The organism is Pelomonas sp. Root1217, assembly GCF_001425705.1.
In the GTDB taxonomy this organism is placed as follows: domain Bacteria; phylum Pseudomonadota; class Gammaproteobacteria; order Burkholderiales; family Burkholderiaceae_C; genus Pelomonas.
Window position 1 is genome coordinate 70,073 of the sequence record NZ_LMDC01000003.1, and the last position, 21,483, is coordinate 91,555.

General features: G+C 69.2%; 14 protein-coding genes and 1 pseudogene. 14 read left to right on the forward strand and 1 reads right to left on the reverse strand.

The features are described from left to right. The first annotated feature begins 22 nt into the window (after window positions 1-22). The 10 genes and pseudogenes from ASC95_RS07785 to ASC95_RS32465 all read left to right on the forward strand — a co-directional run. Window positions 23-1,354, forward strand: coding sequence for a DotU family type VI secretion system protein (locus ASC95_RS07785; protein WP_057297208.1), 1,332 nt, complete (start codon window positions 23-25; stop codon window positions 1,352-1,354). Between the two features lie 2 nt (window positions 1,355-1,356). Continuing rightward, a complete protein-coding gene (gene tssM / locus ASC95_RS07790; protein ID WP_057297209.1) occupies window positions 1,357-4,899 on the forward strand; it encodes a type VI secretion system membrane subunit TssM in 3,543 nt (1,180 codons plus the stop codon). Beyond that, window positions 4,896-5,510: a type VI secretion system-associated protein TagF gene (gene tagF / locus ASC95_RS07795; protein ID WP_057297210.1), complete on the forward strand. Its 615-nt coding sequence runs from the start codon at window positions 4,896-4,898 to the stop codon at window positions 5,508-5,510. Before tssM ends, tagF begins: the two co-directional genes overlap by 4 nt. 7 nt (window positions 5,511-5,517) lie before the next feature. Continuing rightward, on the forward strand, window positions 5,518-7,347 hold the full coding sequence (locus ASC95_RS07800) for a type VI secretion system contractile sheath domain-containing protein (protein ID WP_057297211.1): 1,830 nt from the start codon (window positions 5,518-5,520) through the stop codon (window positions 7,345-7,347). A 122-nt stretch (window positions 7,348-7,469) separates the two neighbouring features. Then, entirely contained in the window at window positions 7,470-9,143 is a 1,674-nt protein-coding gene (locus ASC95_RS07805) for a hypothetical protein (protein WP_235537799.1), read from the forward strand. Between the two features lie 34 nt (window positions 9,144-9,177). After that, a complete protein-coding gene (locus ASC95_RS07810) occupies window positions 9,178-10,737 on the forward strand; it encodes a hypothetical protein (RefSeq protein WP_057297213.1) in 1,560 nt (519 codons plus the stop codon). 25 nt (window positions 10,738-10,762) lie between these two features. Then, window positions 10,763-11,392, forward strand: coding sequence for a putative 2OG-Fe(II) oxygenase (locus ASC95_RS07815; protein WP_057297214.1), 630 nt, complete (start codon window positions 10,763-10,765; stop codon window positions 11,390-11,392). Between the two features lie 104 nt (window positions 11,393-11,496). Next, a complete protein-coding gene (locus tag ASC95_RS07820; RefSeq protein WP_057297215.1) occupies window positions 11,497-12,681 on the forward strand; it encodes a hypothetical protein in 1,185 nt (394 codons plus the stop codon). Between the two features lie 225 nt (window positions 12,682-12,906). After that, the gene (locus tag ASC95_RS07825; protein WP_057297216.1) at window positions 12,907-14,268 is read left to right on the forward strand and encodes a surface lipoprotein assembly modifier; all 1,362 of its coding nucleotides are present in this window, start codon (window positions 12,907-12,909) and stop codon (window positions 14,266-14,268) included. After that, a pseudogene (locus ASC95_RS32465) lies at window positions 14,265-14,789 on the forward strand (FecR domain-containing protein); the annotation flags it as partial. The gene ASC95_RS07825 and the pseudogene ASC95_RS32465, both read left to right, overlap by 4 nt. 94 nt (window positions 14,790-14,883) lie before the next feature. On the opposite strand, the gene ASC95_RS31755 reads toward ASC95_RS32465, so the two are convergent. Next, on the reverse strand, window positions 14,884-15,354 hold a 471-nt coding region (locus tag ASC95_RS31755; RefSeq protein WP_235537800.1), incomplete at its 5' end, for a hypothetical protein. A gap of 353 nt (window positions 15,355-15,707) precedes the next feature. On the opposite strand from ASC95_RS31755, the gene ASC95_RS31760 reads away from it, so the two are divergent. Genes ASC95_RS31760 through ASC95_RS07850 form a run of 4 tightly spaced genes read left to right on the forward strand, consistent with a single transcriptional unit; the run spans window position 15,708 to window position 21,481 of the window. Beyond that, window positions 15,708-16,313 (forward strand): hypothetical protein, encoded by a 606-nt coding sequence (locus tag ASC95_RS31760; RefSeq protein ID WP_235537801.1) that lies wholly within the window; start codon window positions 15,708-15,710, stop codon window positions 16,311-16,313. 3 nt (window positions 16,314-16,316) lie between these two features. Continuing rightward, window positions 16,317-18,530: an HD domain-containing phosphohydrolase gene (locus tag ASC95_RS31765; protein WP_082567604.1), complete on the forward strand. Its 2,214-nt coding sequence runs from the start codon at window positions 16,317-16,319 to the stop codon at window positions 18,528-18,530. Continuing rightward, window positions 18,523-19,398 (forward strand): HD domain-containing protein, encoded by an 876-nt coding sequence (locus ASC95_RS31115; protein WP_162250737.1) that lies wholly within the window; start codon window positions 18,523-18,525, stop codon window positions 19,396-19,398. Before ASC95_RS31765 ends, ASC95_RS31115 begins: the two co-directional genes overlap by 8 nt. Then, window positions 19,379-21,481, forward strand: a complete 2,103-nt coding sequence (locus ASC95_RS07850; RefSeq protein ID WP_057297221.1) for a CHASE2 domain-containing protein — start codon at window positions 19,379-19,381, stop codon at window positions 21,479-21,481. Before ASC95_RS31115 ends, ASC95_RS07850 begins: the two co-directional genes overlap by 20 nt. The last annotated feature ends 2 nt before the right edge of the window (window positions 21,482-21,483 follow it).

Sequence of the window (21,483 nt, forward strand, 5' to 3'; positions counted from 1 at the left end):
CGACTGCTGATCGGTCCGCCCCATGAGCGATCCCAACAACGACGACCCCTTTGCCGCCTTCGGGCAGGACCGCACCGTCATCAAGCCCAGCGCGGGCCGGGCGGCGATGACGGCGCCCCAGCCGCCGGTCCGGCCGGCCGCCCCCGCGGGCATGCCTGCAGGACCGATGGGCAAGGAAGCCCCGATGGCGCTGGAGGCACTGACCACTGCCAGCCTCAACCCGCTGGTGGCCGCTGCCATGCCGCTGCTGTCGGCCGCGCCGCGCGTGCGCCACAGCGCCCAGCATCCCAACCCCGCTGGGCTGAAGGAAGCGCTGGCCGAAGGCATCCGCGCCTTCGAGGCCAAGGCGCGCGCGGAAGGCCTGCCCAATGAACAGGTCATCGCCGGCCGCTACATCCTGTGCACGCTGCTCGATGAATCCGCCGCCAGCACGCCCTGGGGCGGCTCGGGGGCCTGGGCGTCGCAAAGCCTCTTGGTGCAGTTCCACAACGAGTCCTGGGGTGGCGAGAAGGTCTTCGCGCTGATGGCCAAGCTGGCCGAGAACGTGCCGGCCAACCGCAACCTGCTGGAGCTGCTCTACGTCTGCCTGGCCTTCGGCTTCGAAGGCCGCTACCGCGTCGTCGACAACGGCCGCGCCCAGCTCGACGGCGTGCGCGCCCGTCTGGCCCAGATGCTGCGCCAAGGCCTCAACCCCGACCCCGCCCTGTCGCCGCGCTGGCAGGGTGCCGAGCCCGGCGAGGGCGGCCTGCGCCAGAAGCTGCCTCTCTGGGTCATCTGGGCCGCCACGGCCCTGGTGCTGCTGCTCGTCTACATCGGCCTGCGCTTCAGCATCAACGGCGCCTCGGACTCGGTGTTCGCCACACTGCGCGGCTTCGACGTGAAGACCGCTGCCGTCGCCGCACCGACGCCGCCACCGGCCGCGCCGCGCCTGGCCGGCCTGCTGGACCTGGACGTCAAGGCCGGCCTGGTGCAGGTCAATGACCTCGCCGACCGCTCCATCGTCATCATCAAGGGTGACGGCCTGTTCAACCCCGGCAGCGCCGAGGTGTCGTCCGAGTTGCGGCCGCTGGTGCTACGCATCGGCGAAGCGCTGCAGCGCATGAAGGGCCAGGTGCAGATCACCGGCCACACCGACAACCAACCCATCCGCTCGCTGCGCTTCCCGTCCAACTGGCATCTGTCGCAGGCCCGCGCCGAGGCCTTCCGCAACCTGCTGGCCGAGCGAGTCGAGATCGGCCGATTGCGCGCCGAAGGCAAGGCCGACGCGGAAGCCGTGGCCGACAACGCCACCCCCGCCGGTCGTGCCAAGAACCGCCGAGTCGAAGTCACGCTGATGGTGCAGGACGGCCGCTGATCATGAAGAAATTCCTGTCCATCCTGTTCCACCCGATCACCCTCGGGATCTTCGGCCTGCTCGTCATCTCGGCCCTGGTCTGGTGGGTCGGCCCGCTGATCGCCTTTGGCGAGCACCGTCCGCTGGACACCAGCTTCGCGCGCTGGATCGCGCTGGCCGTCGTCTGGCTGCTGGGCGGCCTGCGCCTGGTCTGGACGCAGATGCGCCGCCGCCGCATCAATGCCGCCCTCGTCAAGGGCATGGGCGGCGGCCCCTCGGCCTCTGCCAAGGAAGAGGCGGTGCTGCAGGAGCGCTTCACGCAGGCCCTGACGTTGCTGAAGAAGGCACCGGGCACCAAGAAGGGCCTGTTCGGCGGCAACTCGCTCTATGACCTGCCCTGGTATGTCTTCGTTGGCGCGCCGGGCTCGGGCAAGACGACGGCGCTGCTGAATGCCGGCCTGAACTTCCCGCTGACGGAGAAGCTCGGCCAGGCCAGCGTGCGCGGCGTCGGCGGCACGCGCAACTGCGAATGGTGGTTCAGCGACGAGGCCGTCCTCATCGACACCGCCGGCCGCTACGCGACGCAGGACTCCGACAAGGAGACCGACGCGTCGGCCTGGAACACCTTCCTCGACCTGCTGCGCAAGGCCCGCCCGCGCCGCCCCATCAACGGCGTGCTGCTGACCATCAGCGTGCAGGACCTGCTGGCCCTGCCGCCCGAGCAGCGCAAGGAGCAGGCCTCCCGCATGCGCGGCCGCATGCAGGAGCTGCAGCAGCGCCTGGGCGTGCGCGCGCCGGTCTATGTGATGGTCACCAAGTGCGACCTGCTGGCCGGCTTCAACGAGACTTTCGGCCCCATGGGCAAGGAGGAGCGCGACCAGGTCTTCGGCTTCAGCTTCCCCGTCTCGATGGCACCCGGCGAGGAGACGCTGGCCAACTTTGGCAGCGAGTTCGCGTCGCTGGAGAAGCGCCTGCGCGAGCGCCTCATCGAGCGCATGGAGGCCGAGAGCGACACCCTCAAGCGCGCCACGCTGTTCGCCTTCCCGCAGCAGTTCGGCGGGCTCAAGGGGCTGCTCGGCGGCTACCTGGAAACCGTCTTCGGCGGCGGCGGCCCGCTGGACGAGCCGCCGCGCCTGCGCGGCGTCTACTTCACCAGCGGTACCCAGGAAGGCACGCCCATCGACCGCGTGCTCGGCGCGCTGGCTCGCACCTTCGGCGTCGAGCGGCGACTCACGCCACCCGCCGCGGCCAAGGGCCGCAGCTATTTCCTGAACCACCTGCTGCGCAAGGTCGTGTTCGTCGAGCAGGGCCTGGTGGGCCAGAACGCCCAGGTCGAGCGCCGCAGCGCGCGCTTGCGACTGGCCGGCCTGGCGACCCTGGGCCTCGTCACGCTGACGTTGCTGGTCGGCTGGGGCTTCAGCTACTTCGGCAACCAGCGCTACATCAGCGACATCGAGGCCAAGCTGCCGGCCCTGCAGGACACCATCAAGGCGCTGCCGCCCACCAGCGGCAGCGACCCCTCGGCCCTGCCCGAGGCCTTGGCCGCCATCCGCGACGCGGCCCAGCCGCCCGGCTTCGCACTGGACAACCCGCCGCTGTCCCTGGGCTTCGGCCTGTTCCAGGGCGACAAGCTCGACGCTGGCGCCCAGGTCTCCTACCACCGCCTGCTGCAGCGCGGCCTGGCGCCGCGCGTCGCCGCCCGCCTGGAGGAGCGCCTGCGCACCGCCAACCGCGACAACCTCGAATTCGCCTACGAGTCGCTGAAGGCCTATCTGATGCTCTACACGCCCGAGCATCTGGACGCACCAGGCCTGCAGGCCTGGGTGGGCCTGGACTGGGACGCGAATCTCGAAGGCAGCCTCGGCGCCGAGAAGGTGGCGCTGCTGAAGAACCACCTCGACGCCCTGCTGTCGCGCGGTGCGTTTGAAGTGGCCCAGCCGATGGACAAGACGCTGGTGGCCAGCGTGCGCGAGATGCTGGGCGCCTACCCGCTCGAGTACCGCATCTTCAGCCGGCTGCGCCGCGCCCAGATCGACGGCGACCTACCGCCCTTCACGGTCGCCGCCGCGGCCGGCCCGCAGAGCCCTAACGTCTTCGTGCGTGCCAGCGGCCTGCCGCTGACCCAGGGCATCCCGGGCATGTTCACCAAGGACGGCTACAAGAAGGCCTTCCAGACCTCGGTAGACAAGACCGCCAAGCAGCTCGCCGACGAGGAGGCCTGGGTGCTGGGCACCAACGCCGCCACCGCCAAGCGCCAGGCGGCTGACAAGACGCTGGTGGAGCGCGTGCGCCGCCTCTACCTGGAGGAGTACGTCAAGGTCTGGGACGCGTATCTCGCCGACGTGCGCCTCGTGAAGCTCAACGGCCTGGACCGCGGCATCGCCGTGTCGCGCCTGGTGTCGGCCGTGGACTCGCCGCTGGCGGCCTTCCTGCGCGCCGCGTCCAGGGAGACGACGCTGATCGACCCGGTCAGCAACGACAACAGCATCAACAAGGAGCTGAACAAGCGCGCCGATGACGCCGTCTTTGCCAAGGGCGGCGAGCTGGCCCGCCTGGCCGGCAACCAGGCCAAGGCACCGACGTCCATCTCGCGCGACGGCCCGCTGGAGAAGATCGTCGACGACCACTTCGCCGCGCTGCGCCGCCTGGTGACCGGCACGCCACCGCCTCTGGACGACGTGATGAAGATGTTCAACGAGGTCTATGTGCAACTCAGCGCCGTGCAGGAAGCCTTGAAGAGCAAGTCACCGCCGCCTGCCGGTGGTGGTGGCGGCAAGCTCAAGGCCGCTGCCGGCCAGCAGCCCGAGCCGCTGCGCGGCGCGCTGGAGACACTGGCCGAGGCCGCCGACAACCAGAGCCGCCTGGTGGAGCGCCAGAGCCTGACCGGCGAACTGCAACCGGTCAGCGAGTTCTGCTCGCGCGCCATCGCCGGCCGCTACCCCGTCGCGCAGGGTTCCAAGGTCGACGTGCTGCCGGAAGACTTCGGCCAGTTCTTCGCCCCCGGCGGCATGATGGATGACTTCTTCACGCGCAAGCTCAGCCCCCTGGTCGATGTCGGCACCAACCCCTGGAGCTTCCGGCCCACGGGTGATGGAGCGAAGCCGGTGTCGCCGGCGGCCCTGGCCGACTTCCAGCGCGCCACCCGCATCCGCGAGGTCTTCTTCCGCGGCGGCGGCAAGTCGCCAGCCTTCCGTGTCGACGTGCGCGTGCTGGAGCTCAATGACGGCCTGAAGGAGCTGACCCTGGACATCGACGGCCAGGTCAGCAAATTCACCGCCGGCAGCAACCAGGCCGTCAGCCTGCAATGGCCCGGCGCGCGCCTGAGTTCGCAGATCAAGCTGAGCGGCCAGCCGGGCGGCACGCCCGTCACCTTCGACGGCCCCTGGGCGCTGTTCCGCCTCTTCGACCGCTTCGAGGTGCAGGGCTCGCCGCAGCAGCCGGAGCGCTTCGTCGTCGTCATCAACCTCGATGGCCACCGCGCCCGGCTGGAGGTCACGGCCAGCAGCGTGTTCAACCCCTTCCGGCTGCGCGAGCTGCAGCAGTTCCGCTGCCCGGGGGCGCTGTGAGCGGCGTTGCCGGTTGGTATGGCAAGTTGCCGGCACTCGGTGATTTCGCCTCGCGGCGCCTCACGCCGGAATGGATCACTCAATGGGATGGCTGGCTGGCCGCCGGCCTGCACCAGCTGCGCGTCGACGCGCCCGACACCTGGCTGAACGACTACCTCGCGAGCCCCGCCTGGCGCTTCGCGCTGCTGCCCGGCGCCTTGCCTGATGGCCCCGGTGAAGGCCTGCGCGTCGGCGTGATGATCCCTTCGGTGGACCGGGTGGGCCGCTACTTCCCCCTCGTCGTCATCAGCCCACCACTGCCGCGCCCGAACGATGGCGCCCAGGTGGCCGCGCTGTGGCAGTGGGCCGGCCAGATCGAGGAGATCGCCGTCAACGCGCTGCACGAGGACTGGAGCGCCGAGACGCTGGACGCCGCCCTGACCGACGCGCCGCCGCCCGCCGCCGCCGCACCCGACCGATCACTGCCGCCCGCGCTGGCCAACCTGCTGAGCCAGGCCGCCTGGGATGGATTGCAAGGCTGCAGCCTGTGGCTGCATGCCGGTGGCGGCCCGAGCGTGCAACCCGCGCTGCCCCAAGGCGCGGCCTTCGCTGCCTTGTTTAGACCGAACTGAGGACGCCATGAGCGACTGGACCCCCAACTACGGCCAACTCTCGGCCCCCGCTCCTGCCTGGGCCGCCAAGCGGCCCATCCGCATCGCGTTGCTGGGCGACTTCGGCGCGGGCGCCGCTGCCGGCCGCCTGGACACCGGCGACGAGCTGGCCCGCCGCAAGCCGCGCGCCGTCGAATTCGACTCGCTCGAGGACTGGCTGGGCCAGCAGAACATCACACTGAGCCTCCCGATCGGTACCGACGGCGCGCCGGTCGAGATCCCGCTCGCCGACATGGACTCCTTCCATCCCGACACGCTGTTCCGCGAGCTGGACCTGTTCAAGAAGCTCAACGACCTGCGCAAGCGCCTCAACAACACCGCCAGCTTCGACAAGGCAGCGGCCGAGGTTGCCAAGTTCGCTGGCAGCAGCCAAAAGGCATCGCGCGCGGGCCGCGGCGCGCGGGCCCGCGGCGCCAGCCCGTCGGCCGGCTCGCGGCTGGACGATTTCGCGCGCCTGACCGGCCGCACGAGCGCGCCCGACAGCGGCGGCGGCATCGACACGCTGCTGCGCAACGTCATCGGCCCCTTCGTCGTGCCGGCGGCCAAGCCCGAGAAGGCCGGCCTCTTGAACACCTTGGACGCAGCGATTGCCGACGGCATGCGCGCCGTGCTGCATCAGGCCGACTTCCAGGCCACCGAGTCGCTGTGGCGCGGCGTCGACTTCCTGCTGCGCCGGCTCGAGACCGGGCCGATGCTGCAGGTGCACCTCATCGACATCAGCGCCGAGGAGTTCGCCGCCGACCTCAGCGCCAGCGACGACCTCAGCGACAGCGGCCTGTACCGGCTGCTGGTGAGCAAGCCCGCCGAGGCCAAGGACGGCGGCTACACCTACGTCGCCGGCCTCTACCAGTTCGAGGCCACGCCGCCGCACACCGAGTTGCTGGGCCGCATGGCCAAGGTCGCCGCAGCGGCCGGTGCGACCTTCTTCACCGCGATGGCCGTGGACGAGCTCAGCAACCCGCGCGTGCCGCCGCACCCGCTGGTGGTGGACGCCTTCGCAGCCCTGCGCGGCCTGCCGGAGTCCAAGCGCCTGGCCCTGCTCGGCCCGCGCTTCCTGATGCGCCACCCCTACGGCAAGCGCAGCGATCCGATCTCATCCTTCGCCTTCGAGGAATTCACGATGGCCGACGGCCTGGGCGGGCTGCTGTGGGGTCACCCGGCGCTGCTGGCACTGACGGTGCTGGCCGGCCAGAACGGCGCGCCCAACGTCAACGATCTGCCCTTCCACCACTTCGTCGATGCCGACGGCGACAGCACGGCCCTGCCCTGCACCGAGCGCTTCATTTCCTCGATGGTGGCGACCGAACTGGGCCGCTACGGCATCAAGGCGCTGATGGCGCACAAGGGCGAACCGCTGGTGCAGCTCACCGGCCCGGACACCGTGGCGGGTGTCTTCACACCGCCGGCCGCCGGCGCCGCCAAGCCGGGCGCGCGGATGGGGGTGGAGCTGGCGGTGCGCAGCAAGCTGGCCGAGCCCGACCAGCGGCCAGCGCGCAAGGGCGCCGCCAATGCCGAGCCTGAGGTATCGGACGACACGGCTGTAGAAGCCGACGCCGAGGCCAATACCGCCACCTCATCAGACAGCTCGCCCGACAGCAGCGACCTGGACGCCCTGCTCGCCGGCTTGAATTCGGACGACGCCGCGCCCGCACCCGAACCAGCCGCGTCGGACAGCGACGACCTCGATGCGCTGCTCGCGAGCTTGAACGACGACAGCCCGGCGGCGGAATCTGCGGCTGCGGACGGCGAATCCGATGTGGATGCGGAACTGGAAGCGCTGTTGAAGTCACTGAGTTGATCGCAAGGACACGTGATCAACCTCGCGCCGCAGCGCGCTCATCGAAGCTCCCCGGCGCGGCATGACGCCGACGCCGGGAGCCTCGGCCACTCTTTTCAATCAACCGCCTACTAGGGGGAATGATGGCTCAGGTCAATCTGCCGCAGACGCTTGGCGTCGCTTACTGGGACAAGCAGAAATCCGCGCTGGCCAAGGCCACGAAAGCCCCGGCCACCAAGTTGCCGGACGCGCTCAAGGAACTCACCAAGCAGCATCTCGCGCTCGACTGGGATGCCTACGGCACCGACAAGCTCAAGACCGCCGATGACGCCAAGGCCCGCGCCGCCGAGCTCGATGCGGCTGTCAAGGGCAAGATCAAGGCGCTGCTGAGCCAGGCGCAGACGGTGGAGACCGCGGCGACCAGCTTCGAGAGCGAAGCGAAGAAGGACAAGGCCTTCCCCAAGGAGCCGCTCGCGGCGGCAGCGGCCATCGTCAAGGCGGCCAAGGAGTACCGTGCCGACGTGGACACGGCCGTCGCGGCGGCCCGCAAGGCGCTGGACGCCAAGACGCAGGAGCTGGCCGCGCAGAAGTCCGCCAGCGGCCCGAGCAGCGCCGTCGTCGCCAAGCAGACCAAGCTGCTGAAGAGCAAGCTGCTGACGGCCATCGCCCTGCTGCGCAAGCCCCAGCCCAACGCACGGCCGATGCGGTTCATGATCGTGCTGGGCAAGACCAGCGCCAGCCTGGCCCTGGCCTATGCGGTCGGCCCGGCGCAGGAAAAGCTCCTCAAGGGCCTGATGCCCGGCGAGGCGCCCTTCAAGATCCTGAAGGACATGAAGGCCGTCGTGGTGTGGGAGAAGAACGCGCTCACCTTCGTCAGCGACCGCCTGGCCGGCACCACCCTCAAGAAGGTGCAGCTCTGGCTCAAGAAGCTGCTCAAGCTCAACCTGAAGATGCGGGTGCGCAAGTCGACCGGCGAGGTCGAGGAGACCGAAGGCGAGGACATCCCCGAACACCTGCTCAAGGCCGATCCGGCCGATGCCGCGGACGACCTCGGCCGCGAGGAATTCATGGAACGCATGGCCGCGCTGGACGCCGACATCAAGGCCGGCCTGCGCGGCCCTTCGGCGGCGCGCATCAAGGAGCTGATGGCCGAGATCGCCAAGCTGGCCAAGGCCGACAAGTATGGCGATGCCGACGCCGAGCTCGACGAGATCGAGGCACTGCTTGCCGGTGGCGACGATGAAGAAGCCGACGAGCAGGAGGACGAGCAGGACGCGGACGCAGGGCCCGAGAAGGCGTCCGGCGGCGCGCAGGCTAGCTTCATGAAGCGCTTCGCTGGCCTGCAGGCGGGCATCAAGGCCGGGCTGGCCGGCGCAGACGCCGCCCGCCTCAAGGAGCTGGTGGCCGGCATCACCCAGCTGTCCAAGGCCGGCAAATTCGCCGACTCGGAGAAGGTGCTCGACGCGATCGAAGTGCTGCTGAAGAAGGGCAGCGGCGGCAGCCCAGGCTCTGGCAAGAGTGCCGCCCAGGCCATGGACGAATGGAAGACCCGCCGCGCGGCGGCAGTGAACTCGCTCAAGTCGGTCGCCACCAAGGTGGCCAATGCCAAGCATGCCAGCTCGGCCAAGGCCATCATCGAGCTGCAGGCGGTGATCAAGAACCTGACGGCCGAGCCGGCCACGCTGCAGCAGGTCAACGAGCTGCAGCGGTGGCTGGCCGACGACGACGTCGTCGCCGATGTGTGCGAGTTGGCCGAAGACATCCGCACGCCGCTGCTGGGTGCCCTGAGCCAGCTGCGCACGGCCATCACGGCCTGAACGCCTCCATCCAACGGATCACAGGAACTCAGTCATGGGAAAGACCAATCTCCGCGAAGTGCTCGAAGCCATCGGCTCGACCCAGGACGGGATGACCGAGGAGAAGGATGCTGTCGCGCTGCTGGACATGCACCTGAAGGAAGTGCAGGGCTGCCAGCACACCGACGCTCTGGAAGACCTCGTCAAGGTTCGCGACGGCGCCAAGCGCGCCCTGGACATCACCTTCAAGGTGCGCACCGACAGCCAGTTGGCCCGCTCGCACGCCGAGCCGCTGGTGCAAGCGCTGGCGCCGCTGGAGCGGCTGATCGAGCGGCTGCAGAAGGAGGCGCCAAAAGGCCCCAAGGCGCAGGCGCCCGTCAAAGGCAGCGAGCCCAAGGGCAAGGACGCTCCCGTGCCGGAGGTGCTGCCGCCGGCACTCAAGAATGTCCAGGAAGCCATGGAAAAGGGCGAACTGGCGGGCAAGCTGGCCGAACCCAAGTTCCGCGGCGAGGTGATGGACTACCTCGAGACCGTCAAGGGCAAGCCGACCGAGGGCGTGAAGAAGGAGCTGCTGAACGCGCTGCGGTCAGCGCCGAAGACGGACACGGCGCTGCGCCAGAAGGTGTTCGAGAAGGCCTTCGCCTGCTCGCTGGACAGCGTCAAGACCGACGACAACGGCGAAGCGCCGGCGCCCGTGCCACCGCACGTCCTCGACAAGGCCGTGGACATCCTGGCGACCTTCCCTGCCGAGCATCTGCCCGAGAAGTGGAAGCTCAACGCGGTACCGGGCAAGGGAACGTCCGGTACCTACATCCCGGAGACACAGCTCGCCCAGTTCGACTTCGGCGAGGACGATGCCAATTTCGATCAGGACTACCTCAACGCGGTGCCTGGCGACCCGCTGGAGGGGACCAAGTGCTTCGATGTGATGGTGCGCCATGAACTCGGCCACGCCGTCCACGCGACCAAGAACGGCAAGGCGCTGACCGACTCCATGGACGGCGGCCAGTGGCGTGGCCACAAGACGCTGGCCGCCGTCGTTACGGAGCTGGACGACCTCGTCACGTCCCTGGCTGCGGAACTCAAGTCCAGGCTCGACATGGCCGACGACGCCAAGCCCGAGCTGCTGCGCTGGCTGAACACCGTGCAGGCGACCAAGCTGCAAGGCAATGACGTCGGCCTGAAGCAGGACTTCGCGACCGCCACCTTCGAATTCTTCGGCCCCAAGTCCGAGGCCATGAAGAAGGTTGCGGCCCGCGGGCAGAAGATGACGGTGTTGAAGGATGCGCTCGACCTGGGCCAGGCCTTCTTCAAGGTCGTCCGCCAGGGCATCCAGCCCAACGCCTTCTTCAGCCTCGGCCCCGATCCCGTGGCGCACAACGGCCGCGTCTATCTGGATTCCGGCCTGGGCGACGACGGCTGGGTGAGCTTCGCCGCCCCCACGCGCAAGAAGATGGTCTCGATGTACCAGTACCGCGCCCCCGGCGAATGGTTTGCGGAGTTCTATGCCACCGTGAACAACGGCAATGCCGACGTTCGCAAGAAGGGCAAGTCAGCCTACCCCGCCGCCTACTCCTGGATGCAGGAAAAGGGCATGCTGGTCTACAAGGATTGAAGCCGCGCCCGGCGGGACATCGACGATGACGCCTGCACCGGATGAGGGGTCCGCAGCCCAGCTGCTGCAGCTGTTCGCCGTGCCGCTGGCGTTGGTGGAAGGCGTGCTGGACGAGGCCGCCAACGCCGAGCTGGCGGAATGGATCCTGCTGGAGCGCGAGCTTGGCGAAGGCGTGCAACGCAGCGTCGTCGGCGGCTGGCATTCCAGGGCGGATCTGCCGGCACGGCGCGTGCAGCCCCTGGACGCCTTCTTCGGCACGCTCATCGAACAGGTGCGCGGCGTCCATGCCCGCGTCGGCAGCGGCGTGGACTACGAAGCCCGCTTCATGCTGCAGGCTTGGGCGACGGTGCTCGAACGCGGGCACTATGTGCAGGTCCACGATCACGTGGATGCGCACTGGTCGGCCGTGTACTACGTCGACGCGGGCGACTGCGACGACGCCGCGTCGGGCCGCATCAGCTGGATCAATCCGATCGGCTCGCACCGCTCCATGCCGGGCGCGGAGCTGATCCCGACGACCTTCAGCGTCACACCGCGCACCGGCTTGCTGGCCATCTTCCCCGGCTGGCTGAGGCACTCGGTGGAGCCCTACCAGGGCGACCGGCCGCGCATCGTCATCGCCGCCAACATTGAAGTGCAGCGCCGCGCGCGCTAGTCGCCCCCCGGCACGGCCGGGAACTTACGGACCTGCACGGTCACACATGGCGGCGCCTGCCAGGCGCAGCGCCGCCGCCATTTCATTCCGACTGAGACACCGCCATGGTCAAGAAGACGATCACCATCACCGAGGACATCCCGGGTACGGACGATCTCAAGCCACCCAAGCTGGAGGCCACCTACGAATTCGAGAGTGGCAGCGACGAGGCCCATGAGCGAGTCAAGTTCGACTACATCGCCAAGAACTTCGAAGCCGAGATGCGCAAGAAGTTCAAGAAGCAGATCGAGGGCTTTGCGCTGCCGTTGAGTTCCATGCAAAAGGAAATCGACGCGATGAAGAAGGCGTACAACGACATGACCACGGAGACCGACCCGCTCAAGCTCGTGGAGCAGATCAAGGCAGCGTCGGGCAGCAAGAAGTCGCTCGACACCAAGATCAAGGAATACAACGACTACCTCAAGGACGCGGTCAAGAACACCATCGAGCAACAGATCCTGGTCTGGGCCGAGAAGATCGAGAAAGATGCCGAGGTCGAGGCCAAGAAGAAGATCAAGAGCGACATCCGCTGGAAGAAGTTCCGCCACGTGGCCGGCGCCGTCATCAAGGGCGTGCTGATCCTCGGCGCCGCCGCCGCCGCCATTGCACTGACCATCGTCACCTTCGGCGCCGCGGCGCCTGCCATCGCCGCGCTGGGTGTCGCCTTCGCCAGCCTCGGCGGGCTGACCGCGCTGGTCAAGGTTGGCCGGGACATCAAGGGCAAGTACGACCTGGAAAAGCGCGCCCTGGCCAATCTGGAGGCCGATCTGAAGGTCATCCAGACCCATCTGGGCAGCATCGCCAACAAGACGGCCGGCCTGCCCAAGCATCTGGACGATGCTTCCCGCATGTGCACCGAGCGCCGCGGCATGATCCAGGCCACCCGCGCGGTGCTGGACAAGCTCGCCGTGAAGGCCCGGGAAGCCCAGGACAAGATGGACCTGGTCAAGGCGGCCGGCGACTTCAAGGGCATCGCCAAGCAGGCAGCCGTGCTGAAGAAGCTGCACGACGAGCAAACCAAGGCGCTGACCGCCATCGAACAGGCCCAGCAGCGCGACAAGGAGTTCGAGGCCTTCATCGACAAGGCCCGCGGCGTCGTCGGCGACCTTGAAAAGATCCCGGTCCTGGCCCCGCGCACCCTCCTTGAGACCGTGAAGCAGTACGCCAACATGGACACGCTGATCAATGGCGCCGACCTGATCAGCTCTGTCGGCGGCTCTGCGGCCGGCCTGAAGGGCGCCGTGAAGTAGTTCACCTCCTTGTCGGGGCGCGCCCTCCAGCGCCTCGCCGGCCGTTGGGCCGGCTCCTGTCTCTCATCGATGGCGCAACGCCAGGCCGTTACGTTTGTGAAAAGGCATCCGCGACGGATGTCACGGGCCGACGTGGCCGCAAGGCTTCAGACAGGGAAGCGGTGCCCGAAGATGCCGTGACCGCCATGCAGCCATGCATCGGACGTCCATCAATGAGAGGTTACTTTGCCCAATCCGCCTTCCAGCACGAAGGCCGCCCGAGCCTTGCTGGCCGGCCGACTCAGCGCCTTCACGGTCGCCCTGGTTTGTTTCGTTGCGCAAGCCCGTGCCCAGGACGCCTTGCTGGATGACGCCCGCGCAAGGCTGAACCGGCGCGACGCCGCCGGTGCCTACGCGCTGCTGGCCGATGTCGAGGCGCAGCGCGCGGGGGATGCGGCCTTCGACTACCTGCTGGGTGTTGCCGCGCTCGACGCGGGGCACGTTACGCGCGCCATCTTCGCGCTCGAGCGCGTCGTGCAGCGGCAGCCGCAGGACGCGCTGGCACGCGCGGAACTCGGGCGCGCCTACCTCGCCGCCGGTGACGTCGAAGCCGCACGCGAGCAACTGCGCCTGGCGGGCCGCGGCAATGTGCCGGCGGCTGCATCGGCGGCCATCGAAGGCGCGATCGGCGTGATCGACCAGGTGGCGCCCCCAGCCGGGCCGCAGCTGTCCGGCTACCTTGAACTGGGCGGCGCCTACGACAGCAACGTCAACAGTGCCACCCAGCAGGGGGAGTTCGCCATCCCCGCCTTCGGCGGCGTCCTGTTCCAGAACACGCCAGAGAACCGCCAGCGGCACGACCTCAGCGCTTTCGCAGCGGGCGGTGCCACAGCCGAGGCGCGGTTGTCGCCGTCCTGGCAGCTGGTGGGCACGGCCAACCTTCGTGCTGCGGTGAACCGCGTCGTCCACGACATGAACACCGTCTTGGTCGATGCCACCGCGGGCCTGCGCCACACCGCGGGCATGCACAGGCAGCTTGTCGCCCTGCAGAACAACACGGCCTGGGTCGGCGGCGGCCTGTACCGCACGGCCAGTGGCGCGACCGCGCAACTGCAGTCGCAGCTCGACGCGACGTTGCAGGCCAGCGCCTTCGGGCAATGGTCGCGCCAGTCGTACAAGGGCCAGGCCGAGCGCAACACCGACCGCCTGCTGCTGGGGCTCGGGCTCGCAGGCCAGTCGGGCGGCGCAGGGCCGCTGGGCTACGGCAGTGCCTATGCGGTGCGCGAACGCAGCCGCGAGCCCGCGTTCGCCCACTTCGGCCACCGCGGCGTCGGCTTGCGGCTGGGCATGGAGCAGCGCTTCGCGGCCGCCGTTGGCGCATTCGCCGAGTGGCAATACGAGCTCCGCCACTACGGCGGCACGGAGCCCTTCTTCGACCGGGCCCGCCGGGACCACCAGAACGACGTCTCCGCCGGGCTGCGCTGGCAGGCCGATCCGCGCTGGCAGCTCGTCGCACAGGCGCGACGGACCCGGGCGGCGTCGAATGTCGTGCTCTATGACTACGCGCGCAATGTTTTCCAGATCAGCGCTCAAAGGAGCTTTCAATGAGCCGTAGGCAAGGACCTCAGCACCGCTCCGGTGGGCGTCGCGGACACGCCCTTGCGCCGACCAAGGGCCTTCGCGACGCGCTGGCGCTGGCCGCGCTGTGCGTCCTCAGCGGCCTGGCCTGGGCCGCACCATCGGCCACCGCCTTGTTCACGAGCGGCGACGTCCGTGTCGTCTCGGCCAAGGGCGTGGTCCGTGAGCTCAAGACCGGCGAGGCCGTTGAGTCCGGCGAAACGGTGCAGACCGGCAAGGGCCGTGTGCAGCTCCGCATGGTCGATGGCGCCATGATGTCACTGGGCGAGCGCACGACCTTGCGGCTGGACGACTACCACCTGGCCGGGCCCGCCGGGAACGACGAGCGCGGCTTCATGAGCCTGCTGGGCGGCGCCCTGCGCACCGTCAGCGGCAGCATCGGCAAGCCCCGTACCGACAACTACAAGCTCGATACCCCCTCTGGCACCATCGGCATCCGCGGCACCGAGTACACGGCCGAGGTCGACAACGGCCTGCGCGTGGGCGTCATCGGCGGCCTGGTGGCAGTCTGCAATGACGGCGGCTGCGTCGACGTGCCCAAAGGCTCGTCGGCCTACGCGCCGAACCGCTCGGTGAAACCCGGCGTCAGCGCCCGGGCCCTGATGTATTTGCAGCCGGCCAACGCGGCCGAAGCCGGCACGGCCGCCGCCGCAGAGGCCGCACCGGTAGCCACCCCCGCACCGGCGTCTGCCCGACCCACGTCGGGCGAGAAGCTGGCCCAGAGCCTGGCCTCGGAGGCGCAGAACGCTCCTGCTCCTGCTCCTGCTCCTGCTCCTGCTCCTGCTCCTGCTCCTGCTCCTGCTCCTGCACCAGCACCAGCAACAGCAACAGCTCCCGCTCCCGCGCCAGCGCCAGTACCTGCTCCCTCACCAGCACCAGCACCAGCACCAGCACCAGCACCAGCACCAGCACCAGCACCAGCTCCCGCACCTGCGCCTGCACCTGCACCTGCACCTGCACCTGCACCTGCACCGGCTCCTGCACCTGCACCTGCACCTGCACCTGCACCTGCACCTGCACCTGCACCTGCACCTGCACCTGCACCTGCACCTGCACNACCGGCTCCTGCACCTGCACCTGCACCTGCACCTGCACCTGCACCTGCACCTGCACCTGCACCTGCACCTGCACCTGCACCTGCACCTGCACCGGCTCCTGCACCTGCACCGGCTCCTGCACCGGCTCCTGCACCTGCACCGGCTCCTGCACCGGCTCCTGCACCTGCACCTGCACCTGCACCTGCACCGGCTCCCGCACCCGCACCCGCACCCGCACCCGCACCCGTACCTGCACCGGCTCCCGCGCCCGGACCCAATGTCACGGCCGGCCTGGTATGGAGCACCGACAAGGGCGACACCTCATCCGACCTGACCGCGGCGACCGCCAAGTTCGACGAACGTGGCGGCTTGGTGGAGCTCAGGGACGGCTCGACCGGCAGGAAAATCGTCGAGAAAGGCAGTTCCACGGACGTGGGCGCCAGTGACTTCATCGCCTGGGGGCGCTGGATCGATGGCCGCAGCAAGGCGCGCGACGGCAGCGAGGACGGCGACGACAGCAAGGGCAAGCTTGCCACGCTGCACTATTTCACCGCCACCTCGACCCCCGTGGGCGCGACGTCGGGACTGTTCACCTCGTTCGCCTCCACCTCGCCCACTGTTCAATCCAACGGCAACCTGGTCGCCACCGGCACCGTCGACAGTGCGAGCGGCAGCATCACCGCTTCATTGAAGCTGCAGGGCGGCGGCAGTGCCAATTACTCGCTGACGGTGCCAGTGGCAGGCCAGACCTTCTCGCTGACCGGTGTCGCCACGCAGACCTCGCTGTCGGGCTTTGCCGGTGTGTCAGTGATCACGAGCACCGGGGCGGCCTGTCAGGGCGGCTGCACGGGCAGCCTGGGCAACAACATCTCGGTCATCGGCCAGATCGCGGGGTCGCAGGGCACGCAGGCCGGCGTGGTCTACGGCTTCAACAGCCGCCTGGGCAACGTGTCGGGCGTCATCGTCTTCAAGCGCTGAGCCATGGGACTGCCTCTCGTTGATCGCTTGGCGCCGGGCGCAGCACCGCCCGTCACGGCGCACGCGACGGCCGCGGGCGGGATCCTGCTCGTTCACGGCGCCGGGCCGCATGCGACTCAAGAGCTGGTCGACGGCCTGCGCGAGGATCGTTTCGTCGTGCGCGACTGCAGCCGGCAGGATGCACTGGCGCAGGTGGACCGCGGCGACTGGGACGTTGTCGTGCTGGATGCGCAATCCGCCTTCGACGAAGCGCTCGCGCTGGCGGCCACCATCCGCGCCCGCTATCCCGCCACCGTGTTGCCCATCGTCATGCTCGGCGCCCACGGCGCTGCAGAGCAGCAGCTAGCCTTCGACGCGGGCGTCAGCGACTGGCTCACCTGCCCGGCAGAACGCGCGCTGGTAGGCAGGCGCCTGGCCACGCTGGGCGAGCTGCGCCGCCTTCGCCGCAACAGCGCCATGGAACACAGCCGTTTCGGTGCGGAGCTGTCCTCGCGTTCGCTGCGCCTGAACGGGCTGATCGAGACCTGCATCGCGATGTCCATGAGCCGCGACCGCGCGGCGCTGCTCAAGCAGCTGCTTGGCGAGGGGCGCCACCTGCTGAACTGCGATGGCGCGACGATGTACATGGTCACCGAGCAGCAGACGCTGCGCTTCGAGTTGCGCACCCGTAGCGACCCGTTGCCAGCCACGCAGATTCCGTTGTACGACCCGGTCACGGGCGCCCCCAACGAGACCTATGTGTCGGTCTACACGGCGCTGCACAACTGCGCCGTTCGCATCGACGACGTCTACGCCGAGACCCGGTTCGACCTGAGCGGCACGCGCGCCTTCGACGTCGCCAGCGGCTACCGCACCGTGTCGATGCTGACGGTTCCCATCACCCCGCGGGGTGCCTCGCCGATCGGCGTGCTGCAGTTCATGAACGCGATCGACCCGTTCACCGGTGCCATCGTGCCGTTCGATCCTGAGGCCGGTGCGCTGGTGGAGGCGCTGGCCGCACAGGCCGCGGTGGCCCTCGACAACATGGAGCTGGTGGACTCGCAGAAGCAGCTCACCGAAGGCCTGATCCGCGTGCTCGCGACGACGATAGACGCCAAAAGCCCGCACACCGGCCGACATTGCGAGCGTGTCCCCGACCTGGCGATGCGCCTGGCACAGGCCGCCTGCGACGCTGACGACGGGCCCTTGAAGCATTTCGCCTTCCACTCCGAGCGGGAGTGGGAGGAGTTCCGCATCGGCGCCTGGCTGCACGACTGCGGCAAGGTGACGACGCCCGAGTACGTGATCGACAAGGCGACCCGGCTCGAGACCCTGCACAACCGCATCCATGAAGTGCGCATGCGCTTCGAGGTCCTGCACCGCGACCTCGAGATCGAGCGGCTGCGCGCGCAGCTGGCCGGCCGCTGGAGCGACGCTCAGGAGGTGGCCCATGCGCACGCGCTGGCGCGGCTGCAGCAGGACTTCGCCTTCGTCGCCAATTGCAACGTGACCGAGGAGCCGATGCAGGACGACGCGATCGAGGCGCTGGCGCGCATTGGCGCGCAGCGCTGGGTGCGGCATTTCGATGACCGTCTGGGCCTGTCGGCGGCCGAACTGGCCGGCCGCGCGGCCGAGCCCGTCCAGGCCCTGCCCTGCAGCGAACCGTTGCTGTCCGATCGCCCGCACCACATCGTCGCCCGCGCCGACGGCGAGCGGCTCGACCCGGCCTTTGGCTTCCGCATGGACACGCCCGAGCATCTGTACAACCGCGGCGAGCTCTACAACCTTTCGGTGCGCAACGGCACGCTGACGGCGGAAGAGCGCTACAAGGTCAACGAGCACATGGTGCACACGGTGATGATGCTGGAGCGCATGCCCTTCCCCAAGCATCTCAAGCGCGTGCCGGAGTACGCCGGCACCCACCACGAGCGCATGGACGGCCGCGGCTACCCGCGCCAGCTCGGCGCCGAGGCGCTGTCGGTGCCGAGCCGCATCATGGCGGTGGCCGACATCTTCGAGGCACTGACTGCCGCGGACCGACCCTACAAGAAGCCCAAGCTGCTGTCGCAGGCGCTGGCCGTCATGCAGCGCATGGCCGGCACCCACATCGACGTCGACATCTTCAACCTGTTCCTGAGCGCCGGCGTCTACCTGGCGTACGCGCACAAGCACCTCGCTCCCGAGCAGATCGACGTCACCGATCCGACGCCCTTCTACGCCAGCGTGCAGCATGCCTAGCGCGGCGGCCGCCCCCTCGGTGCGGGCCCTGCGCGCCGCGGCGGCCGCCGGCTCGGTGCAGCGCTTGGCCGGCGAGTTGGTGGTGCTGTTCGAGCATGTCGCCAGCCTGCCGGACAAGCTGCAGTGGGTCGCGCGCCAGGTCAGCGCGGACCTGCAAGGCCCGCGCGACGCCGCACTGGCGCGTGCCGGCGCCGCCGTCGCCAGCGCCATCGACGCGCAGCCGGTCAACTTCGACCGCCTGGGCTACCACAACCGCCAGCATTTTTGCGAGGTGGCGCTGACCGCCTACGGCCTGTGCCTGCTGGAGGCCTTGAGCACGCCAGAGACGCAATTGGTGCTGCTGGCAGCGCTGCTGCACGACGCAGTGCACGAAGGGCGCCCGCAAGCCGGCTTCGTCCAGGAGCGTGCCAGCGTGGAAAGCATGCGGGGGCTGCTGCAGGCCGCCGGCCTGGACTCCGCACAGATCGACCGTTTGATGGTGCTGGTGCTGGCGACCGACACTCAGGGCGGCACCGCCTTCATGGCGGCGGCCTGCCGCGCCCATGCTGGCAAAGATGGCATGCCGCACACCCCGCCCGCCGGCGCGCCCGAGTTGGCCGCGCTGCAGGGCGACCCCAGGCTGGCCCGGCTCGCGAGCCTCTTGTGCGAGGCCGATGTGCTGCCCTCGATCGGGCTGGATGCAGGGCATGCGCTGCGCGTCCAGCAGCGCCTGGCCCACGAATGGCGCCGGCCGCTGGGCCGGCAGGACAAGCTCGCCTTCGTGGATGCCGTGCTGCAGCAGGGCTATATCGGCGACTTCTTCCTGCCCGGCGTGCAGGCCATGCGCGCGGCCTTGTCCGCCGAACTGCATGCCGGCACCGAGGACTGAACCGGGCCGGGCCGGCCGAGCCTGGGATTGGGCCTGGGCCGTACCGCTGGCCGCGCTCGTGGTGGCCTTGACCACGGCGTGGCTGGACCCACCGGCGCTGCGCGGCCTGCGCCTGGCCAGCTTCGACCAGTTCCAGCGCTGGCATCCACGGCCCCACGACGACGCGCCGGTGCGCATTGTCGACATCGACGACGAAAGCCTGCGCCGGTTCGGCCAATGGCCCTGGCCGCGTGACCTGGTGGCCAAGTTGCTGACCGACATCGGCGCCGGCGAGCCGGCATCGGTCGCCGTGGACGTGCTGTTCGCCGAGCGCGATGGCGGCACGGCACCGGGGAACGACGCGGTGCTCGCTCGCACCCTCGCCCAGGGGCGGGTTGCGCTCGGCTTCGGCCTCACGCCGCCACGCGCCGGCCAGCCCGCCGGCAACCCGCACGACGACGGCTTGGCGCTGAAGGCCGGCTACTTCCCGCTGGGTGGTGACCCCGTGCCCTTCCTGCCGTCATTCGCCTCCAGCATCGCCAACCTGCCTGAATTCCAGCAGGCTGCCGCAGGACAGGGGGCCATGACCTTCATCCCCGACGTCGACGGCATCATCCGCCAGGTGCCGCTGGTGCTGAGCCTCGACGGGCGGCTGGTGCCCTCCCTGGCCGCCGAGGCGCTGAGGCTGGCGGAGCAAGCCAGTCACTACACCGTGCGCAGCGCCGGGGACAACGGCGGCGTCATCGACGTGCGCATCGGCGAGCGACTCATCGGCACCGATGCCAGCGCCGCGCTCTGGGTGCACTACAGCCGCCCTCACCCGAAGCGCTACATCCCCGCCTGGCAAGTGTTGGCCCACGGTTTGCCGGCAGGCGAACTCAAGGGCAAGGTGGTGCTGGTCGGCACGTCGGCCCAGGGACTGATGGACCTGCGCTTCAGCCCCCTGGGCGGCATCATCCCCGGCGTGGAGGTGCATGCCCAGGCGCTGGAGCAGGTGCTGACAGGCCACCACCTGGGCCGCCCGGGCTGGACGCCGGCCGTCGAGTGGCTGGCCACCCTGCTGGGTTGCGCGCTGGTGGGCCTGCTGGCCATGCGGCGCAGCGCCGCCGTCTCGTCGGCCGGCTTTGTCGCCCTGTCCAGCGCCATCGGCATGGCGGCCTGGGGCGCCTTCCTGCGCGCCGGCGTGCTGATCGATCCGATCACGCCCGTGCTGGCCATGGCCGGGGTCTTCATTCCGACCACCGTGATGCGATACCTGCACAGCGAGCGCCGGCAGCGCTGGATGAAGCAGACCTTCTCGCGCTACGTGTCGCCCAATCTCGTCGACTACCTGGTCACGCATCCCGAGGCCCTGGCGCTGGACGGCAGGCGGCAGCGCTGCAGCTTCGTCTTCACCGACCTGGCGGGGTTCAGCACCTTGATGGAGCAGATGGACCCGGCGGTCGCGGTGGGCCTGGTCAACGACTACCTGGACCGCATGATCGCCATCGCCTTCGAGCATGACGGCACGCTGGACCGCATCGTCGGCGACGCGGTGGCCATCATGTTTTCCGCGCCGGTGGAGCAGAAGGACCACGAGCAGCGCGCCCTGCGCTGCGCGCTGCAGATGCACGCCTTCTCGCGCCGCTTTGTCGACGAGCTGGCAGGCCGAGGCATCCCCTTCTGCGAAACGCGCATCGGCGTGCACAGCGGTGAGGTCACAGTCGGCAATTTCGGCGGCAAAGCCATCTTCGACTACCGCGCCCTCGGCGACCCGGTCAACATCGCCTCACGGCTGGAAGGCGCGAACAAATACCTGGGCACGCTGATCTGCGTCTCCGAGGCCACGCTGGCCGCATGTGCGGGCGCGCCGGCACGTCCCATCGGCCGCCTGCGCCTGGCCGGCCGCGCCGGCCACCTGATGACGTATGAACCGCTGTCTGGGCAGGCGAGCGACCCCGAGTACCTGCAGGCCTTCGAGCTGATGCGCGACCACAGCGACCAGGCGCTGGCCGCCTTCGAAGCGCTGGCCAGCGCGCGGCCGCGGGACTCCCTGGTCAGTCTGCATGTGGCGCGGCTGCGCTCGGGCCAGACGGGCGACGCGATGGCGCTGTCGGAGAAGTAGCC

What these genes read in the sequence shown, in the direction of transcription:
- ASC95_RS07785 (WP_057297208.1), top strand. Translation starts at nt 23, where the DNA reads ATGAGCGATCCCAACAACGACGACCCCTTTGCCGCCTTCGGGCAGGAC.
- tssM (WP_057297209.1), top strand. Translation starts at nt 1,357, where the DNA reads ATGAAGAAATTCCTGTCCATCCTGTTCCACCCGATCACCCTCGGGATC.
- ASC95_RS07800 (WP_057297211.1), top strand. Translation starts at nt 5,518, where the DNA reads ATGAGCGACTGGACCCCCAACTACGGCCAACTCTCGGCCCCCGCTCCT.
- ASC95_RS07805 (WP_235537799.1), top strand. Translation starts at nt 7,470, where the DNA reads ATGGCTCAGGTCAATCTGCCGCAGACGCTTGGCGTCGCTTACTGGGAC.
- ASC95_RS07810 (WP_057297213.1), top strand. Translation starts at nt 9,178, where the DNA reads ATGGGAAAGACCAATCTCCGCGAAGTGCTCGAAGCCATCGGCTCGACC.
- ASC95_RS07815 (WP_057297214.1), top strand. Translation starts at nt 10,763, where the DNA reads ATGACGCCTGCACCGGATGAGGGGTCCGCAGCCCAGCTGCTGCAGCTG.
- ASC95_RS07820 (WP_057297215.1), top strand. Translation starts at nt 11,497, where the DNA reads ATGGTCAAGAAGACGATCACCATCACCGAGGACATCCCGGGTACGGAC.
- ASC95_RS31765 (WP_082567604.1), top strand. Translation starts at nt 16,317, where the DNA reads ATGGGACTGCCTCTCGTTGATCGCTTGGCGCCGGGCGCAGCACCGCCC.
- ASC95_RS31115 (WP_162250737.1), top strand. Translation starts at nt 18,523, where the DNA reads ATGCCTAGCGCGGCGGCCGCCCCCTCGGTGCGGGCCCTGCGCGCCGCG.
- ASC95_RS07850 (WP_057297221.1), top strand. Translation starts at nt 19,379, where the DNA reads ATGCCGGCACCGAGGACTGAACCGGGCCGGGCCGGCCGAGCCTGGGAT.